Consider the following 6,485-nt stretch of genomic DNA (forward strand, 5'->3'; position numbering starts at 1 on the left):
CCACTTCGTCATAGCCTTCAAATCTGGCTTCGAAATGGAAATATGAAAACCAGAAGTAAATAGCCCATGACTCTACAGTAGAGTTGTGGGTTTTCTTTTGCTTGCTGATTATAATAATATTTTAATAACTATTGTGTTTATCAACTAAATGGTTTATAATATTCTTAGCGTAAACTTGGAGGTGCTGTATGACTACGGCAGAAATGATTAAAGAACTGTGTGAGCAAATGAATATAAGTGTTTCCGAACTTGCTAGACGTATTGGCCAGACTCCACAGAATTTCAATAAAAAATTAAAACGGGAAACGGTAACCTTGGATGAGTTGAAAGCCATCGCAGATGTACTGGGCGTCAGGTTTGAGCAGGCATTTATATTGCCTGATGGAAATGAAATTAAGATAGGTAATTGAGTAAAGGAGGATGTTTATATGGTAGGTAATGTTATTCAAATAGTAACAGAGAAATTATCATCTTTGCCTTTTATAGAAGGCATTGTATTAGGGGGCTCACGTGCAAGAGGCACCCATACAGAAAATTCTGATATAGATATCGGAATCTATTACAATTCAGACTCATTTGACCTGACAGCGATTAATCAAATTGCTACAGAGTTGGATGATGAGAATAGAAACAACCTTGTTGTACCTCCCGGAGCGTGGGGTGATTGGGTTAATGGCGGTGGATGGTTAGTTATAAACGGGTGTCATGTTGACTTGATATTACGTGATATAAAACGGGTGGAACAAATAATCAAAGATACGGAGCAAGGAATTGTTACTGCCAATTATCAGACCGGGCATCCCCATGGTTATATTAGTGCAATGTATCGAGGAGAATTAGCGATTAGCAAAATACTATATGCTAAGAATGAAAGCTTATGCGAATTAAAAAAACAGGCAGAAACTTATCCCAATGCTTTGCAGAAAAGTTTAGTTAACTTTTTTATGTTTGAAGCAGGGTTCTCTTTAATGTTTGTAAAAGCAAATTCGGGAACAGACGATAAATATTATATTGCGGGTCATGTTTTTCGTATAGTTTCATGTTTAAATCAAGTGTTATTTGCATGCAATAATGCTTATTGCATTAACGAAAAGAAAGCTATAAAACTGCTTGAAACTTTTGAATATAAACCTAAAAAATATGCCGAAAGGGTAAATCATATTTTTGAAGTACTCGGTCTTTCACTTTTTGAATGCTACGATATGACCGAGAAGCTTTATAAAGAAGTGAAAAAAATTGCAACGGAGATAAATAACTTTTTAAACGAGGGGGAATTCAGATGAAAGAAAACAAATATGATGATAATATATTTTTTCAAAAATACAGTCAAATGAGTCGCTCACAGCAGGGACTAGCCGGTGCAGGAGAATGGGAAACATTGAGAAAGCTGCTGCCGGATTTTAAAGATAAGCGTGTGCTTGATTTAGGATGCGGCTATGGATGGCACTGTATTTATGCGATGGAACACGGAGCGTCTTCTGTTGTAGGTGTTGATATTTCTCATAAAATGCTCGAGGTAGCCAAAGAAAAAACACATTTTCCACAGGTTGAATATAAATGCTGTGCTATAGAAGATGTGGAATTCCCAGAGGAGAGTTTTGATGTAATATTAAGTTCACTTGCGTTTCACTATGTAGCAGATTATGAGATTTTAGTAACTCAACTTTCGCAGCTTAATTGTCCAAACAAACCCTTGATATAATTGGGCAAACTCGAAATCCAATGCTGGAGTTGACGAAAAACGGCAGACTGATCCCGTTTGGACTTGGCTTCCGTGAACGCCATGAAAAATGCTATCAGATGTTGCAAAGCCGTTTTGAGATCCAGGTCTCGAACTTCGTCGGAAAACAGGAAGAACAGACCGCCCAACGACCGCGCGTCGTTTTCGTGACGACGTTCCCATTCCATCACGAGATAACGCGTAAACACGATCGTGGTGTGGCTGATGAGCATATCAAACGAACGACCTTGAAACTCCGTTCCCAGCTTCAGATACGATTTGGCAAATTTGAAGAAGGTCTCGATGCTCCAACGCATGCCGTAAATGCGAACGATCTCGGCATCTTCCAACGCCAAATCAGTGCTGAGCAGAACCAGCCAATCCCGCCGCCGATGGCGGTTTTGCACAAAGACCAGTTTGATCGGTAAACCGCAGGCGGTTTGAACGATGACTGAGCCAAGAATTTCTTTGTTTTTCTGCTTTGGCAACAGGGCATACAGTTCATGGAGCGTTAGGCTTTTTCCGTCGAGCCGGTATCGTTGTTTCATCGCCTTGACCATCCCAATGACATGCAGACCTTTAGCCATCAGTTCACGCAACAGAGGCGCTTGGGTAAACCAACTGTCCATCAGGACAAAGTCAGCGCTGAATCCAGCCTGAATCGCTCGATCAAGCAGAGCCACAACCGCATCCGGCTTACGCGAAAGTGCCTCGATGCGGCGTTTGTAGCCTTGCGTACGCTTGGACAAACGCTCCTTCATCTCGCAAAAGCGATTCGCCAGCTTGGCCGAGCTGAGCATGACAAAATCAATGGGCGCGAAGCTGAAGCCATCCGACCATCCGAGCGTGAGCATGTTGTAGCCGCGGGTATATCTCCCCGTCGTATGATCGAAGACGCGGGCCAGCAACTCGGCTTTCTTGCTGCGATCCCTGCGAAGAACCGAATCATCAATGATGAACGTTCGAACGCGGGACGAAGAGGTTAAGGAATCAAAATGCTGAACGATCTTCAGACTCAAGGCATGCAAAAATCGTCGCCATGCGAAACGCGGGTGGTTTAAAAACCGATAGACCACATCTTTGCCAGGCAAAGACTCGCGGCGATCGCTGTGGAGAAGACGAAACCAGTTACGCCCTTCAAACACGAGCGTAAAGATCAGCCGAAAGATGGCCAGACTGGACAATCCGAACGACTTGGAAATGCCTGCTTTCCGCAACAGTTGCCCGATTTGTAAAGTAGAGAATACAGCCGAAATACGTTCTTGGCCCTTTTCAGACAGAGAGTTGTGTTGTACCATAGGGATACGCACCTTTCTGTTTGGAATGGTAAGCTTCTCCAACTTCCATTTTACCAAACGAGAAAGGTGTTTTTCTGTCAAGAACGAGATTTTTCAAGAGAAAATCCTAGCCCTATCAAGGCTTAGTACAGATTTTCAAGGTGCGAAAGTTGAGTAAGAAAGTTGTTTGGAACGTATTAACTAATCCTGATTATATTAGAGATTGGCTAGGTGTACATATTAAAACAGATCTGTATTTCGCAACTCCATGATCGGACGGTGGAGATCCGGATCGAAGATAACGGGGTCGGATTCAGTGAGACACTTGTTCAAAGCTTTGCAGAAAAAACATCCAGCGAACGTTCGGGCTTGGGACTCATCATTGCCAAGAAATTCATTGAAGCAAATGGCGGAAATTTTAGTGTCAGCAGTAGACCGAACGAAGGGACGACACTTTCGATCAGACTGCAAGTAGCACAATGTTAGAGTGAAATTGAGGCTAAACGATTTTTTGTTGGAGGGCGCTATTGACCATGAATCTTTTTAAAGAAGAAATCGGAAACTGGCAAGATTGGAGCAATGTCTCTCAATCATTATTTGCTTTTTCTGCTCTTACTAATTTCATATTCCAAAAAGAAAACCTGCCACTCGCGAAACTCGAAAACCTGCCACCGGCAACGAATGCTGTTTTCAAATCTGGTGATTTTGTTATAAAAATATATGTTCCGCGTGAGGGAGGAATGGATCCGGCAACGGAAATACAGACAGAATTGTTTTCCATGCAGCGAGCAAATCAGCTCGGAATTCATTCCCCTAAACTGATAGCACATGGTTTTGTGGAGGATAAATATCGTTTTGTTTACATGATAATGGAATATGTTCATGGGACCGCATTCGGCGAAGCCGTAAAAAGCATGGCACACATTGAAAAATCTGAAGCAGCAAAGCAACTTTGCAAACTCACGAATATAATGAACACCTCTTGCCCACGGTTCAATGACATTGATATCTTTGCCGATGAAGATCGTTCTGAAAGGTGGAGTATATATCCCGATTCCTTTAGGTCGGAAAGACTTATTTACATCACTTCTCACGATTACGGCGAGAAAGTATATGTCCACGGCGATCTAAACAGCAACAACGTCATCATTACCGATGACGGTAAACTTTGTATTATTGACTTTGCAGATGCCGTTCTTGCGCCGAAGGTTTACGAGGATGCGTATATTGCAGCCGAACTGTTCAAATTTGATTCTGTACTGCTACGTGGTTATTTCAGTGATTATTCTGAAGAAGAGCTTGTTGGAATCATCACGGATGGTCTGCTAATCCACGATTTCGGTGGAGATGTTGTCAGAAAATACCTCGGTAAACCAGAGGAGTTCCACTGTATTAATGATCTACGAAAACGGATATATGAAAAGCTGACAAACGAACCGTCAGGCCAGTAAAAATCCGTGCGGCAATCATTGATGTGCGTCGGTTTGTATGACATTGTATCAGTTCCATTACTCAGGTGAGTAGGACAGCATCGCCACAAACCGGCACGCCTCCCAATATTATAAGGTTGTAATTCCGCATGGTCAAAACCCAATAACACGGTATGCACAAAAACTGTATTGATACTGTGCTCAATAGACTTAAAGCACTTTAGAAGGAACGGAATTTGAGGCAAACATTTTGGAAATCTTAACGTGAGCGCAGAACATCTTTCGGACAACACATGACAACATTGTCATGTGACAACCTTGTCATATAATTTGTTTTATGTTATATATTTTTAACTCAACTTTCGCACCTAGAAAATCAATGTAAAACCAGTTGTAGAACGGTCTTACGGTCTGTTGAATAGCCAGCTTGCCAAAATAGAAAAACACCACTTCGTTTGGTAAAGTGAGAGTGTCAAGCCATCACTACCAGACAGAAGAGGTGTCTTCCATCATGATAGACCATCAGCCCGATCTGAATCAACTGCCAAACGAATTAAAGCCTGCTTTTCAAGAACTGAAAGTGATGAAACATCTTCAACAAGCCGGATTCCGTAAGCGATTTGGCTTTAGCTGTGCTCGGCTATTCCAACTCGTCTTTGTCCTTCTGTTTCACCAGAAGAATTGGTTTCGACTGCTCGAGAGCAGCAAGGGCGACTCCTTTCCCGGCAAGGATGCCGTCTATCGTTTCCTCAACCATGCAGGCTTTGCCTGGCGTCGTTTTCTGACGTCGCTCAGCGTCGCGACGGTGCAGAAGGTCAGCGTGCTTACGTCGGCAGATCGGGGCACCGTCTTCATCGTCGACGATTCCATGTTCGAACGCAACCGCAGCAAAGCCGTTGAGTTGCTGGCCAGGTTCAAAGATCATGCCACCGGCGCTTATTACAAGGGATTTCGTATGCTCACCATGGGATGGTCCGACCGGCCATACCTTCCTGCCGCTGGACTTCGCGCTGATCAGTTCCGGCAAATCTGCCATTAACGGCATGAACGAGAAGATCGACAAACGGACGAACGGGTATAAGCGACGTCAAGAAGCACTCCTGTCGGCTCCGCAGGTGATTGTATCGATGTTGGATCGCGCGCTTGCCGCCGGAGCCACGGCCTCCTATGTCTTGATGGACAGTTGGTTCACGCACGCGCCCCTCATTGGCGAGATCGCCTCCCGCGGGCTCGACGTGATCGGCATGGTCAAGAACGACAATAAGCGTTTCCTTGTTCAAGGCCGGAAGCTGTCGCTCAAAGAACTATACACCGCAGCGTCTCCGGTGCAAAGCAAGAAACGAGGCATCCTTCGTTCGATTCGAACCGAGCTTGCCTCCGGCATACCGGTTCACGTGGTATTCGTCCGTCATCGCACGAAGAAGAACGAATGGCTCGCGGTGCTGACGACGGATCTTTCCCTCTCCGTGGAGGACGTGATCCGTATTTACGGGATCCGCTGGGACATCGAGGTCTTCTTCAAGTGCACCAAGTCGCTGCTTCGTTTGCAGAAGGAGTTTCAAGGCCGCTCCTATGATTTACTGATCAGCCATACGACGATTGTATTCTCCCGCTATATTTTGCTGGCCTGGCAGCATCGGCAAAGTACGGATGCTCGCTCGTTCGGCGGTCTGTTTTATGTGTTGTGCGACGAAGTTGGCACATTGGACTGGGCCATCGCCTTGCAGCAACTGCTCGATCTGATCAACGAAATCGCTACGAAAGCAGGAAAAAAGCTTTCGGCTCTGATTCAACGTCAACTCCAGCAATGGATTGCAACTTTACCCAGCTACATCAAGGCCTGTTTGCCCATTTCATGCTGCGAAAGTTGAGTTAGTAAAAAAGATATATAGAATACTGAAGTCTGGTGGTAAGCTAGTTTTTACGGTTGAACATCCTGTTTTTACTGCCTATGGAACACAAGACTGGTATTATAACGAAAAAGGAGAAATACTGCATTTCCCGGTGGACAATTATTATTATGAGGGCAAACGGACAGCTATGTTTTTGGAAGAAAAG

At 44.2% G+C, this 6,485-nt stretch carries 4 protein-coding genes and 4 pseudogenes; 7 read left to right on the forward strand and 1 reads right to left on the reverse strand.

Translation table 11 applies throughout. From position 1 onward, the window contains the following. Positions 1–188 precede the first annotated feature (188 nt). From NOL38_RS00845 to NOL38_RS00855, 3 genes and pseudogenes are all read left to right on the forward strand, one after another. Positions 189–410: a helix-turn-helix domain-containing protein gene (locus NOL38_RS00845; RefSeq protein ID WP_105137353.1), complete on the forward strand. Its 222-nt coding sequence runs from the start codon at positions 189–191 to the stop codon at positions 408–410. Between the two features lie 18 nt (positions 411–428). After that, positions 429–1,299, forward strand: a pseudogene (locus NOL38_RS00850) (nucleotidyltransferase domain-containing protein). Beyond that, positions 1,280–1,675 (forward strand): annotated as a pseudogene (locus NOL38_RS00855) (class I SAM-dependent methyltransferase); the annotation flags it as partial. The pseudogenes NOL38_RS00850 and NOL38_RS00855, both read left to right, overlap by 20 nt. Here NOL38_RS00855 and NOL38_RS00860 read toward each other — a convergent pair. Further along, on the reverse strand, positions 1,660–3,018 hold the full coding sequence (locus NOL38_RS00860) for an IS4 family transposase (protein ID WP_105127951.1): 1,359 nt from the start codon (positions 3,016–3,018) through the stop codon (positions 1,660–1,662). The pseudogene NOL38_RS00855 and the gene NOL38_RS00860 sit on opposite strands and share 16 nt — an antisense overlap. Positions 3,019–3,228: 210 nt before the next feature. Here NOL38_RS00860 and NOL38_RS10510 point away from each other — a divergent pair, with 210 nt between their 5' ends. The 4 genes and pseudogenes from NOL38_RS10510 to NOL38_RS00880 form a co-directional block, all read left to right on the forward strand. Next, a complete protein-coding gene (locus tag NOL38_RS10510; RefSeq protein WP_002328886.1) occupies positions 3,229–3,483 on the forward strand; it encodes an ATP-binding protein in 255 nt (84 codons plus the stop codon). Positions 3,484–3,530: 47 nt separating this feature from the next. Next, complete coding sequence (locus NOL38_RS00865) at positions 3,531–4,448, forward strand: aminoglycoside phosphotransferase family protein (RefSeq protein ID WP_024399348.1); 918 nt, start codon at positions 3,531–3,533, stop codon at positions 4,446–4,448. Positions 4,449–4,938: 490 nt separating this feature from the next. Continuing rightward, positions 4,939–6,298, forward strand: a pseudogene (locus NOL38_RS10515) (IS4 family transposase). A gap of 1 nt (position 6,299) precedes the next feature. After that, positions 6,300–6,485: pseudogene (locus NOL38_RS00880) on the forward strand (class I SAM-dependent methyltransferase); the annotation flags it as partial.

The organism is Streptococcus suis, assembly GCF_029616525.1.
GTDB lineage: Bacteria > Bacillota > Bacilli > Lactobacillales > Streptococcaceae > Streptococcus > Streptococcus suis_AF.

Bases quoted from the DNA above. Each gene is read 5' to 3' on its own strand.
- NOL38_RS00860 (WP_105127951.1), bottom strand. From the start codon at position 3,018: ATGGTACAACACAACTCTCTGTCTGAAAAGGGCCAAGAACGTATTTCG.
- NOL38_RS00865 (WP_024399348.1), top strand. From the start codon at position 3,531: ATGAATCTTTTTAAAGAAGAAATCGGAAACTGGCAAGATTGGAGCAAT.
- NOL38_RS00845 (WP_105137353.1), top strand. From the start codon at position 189: ATGACTACGGCAGAAATGATTAAAGAACTGTGTGAGCAAATGAATATA.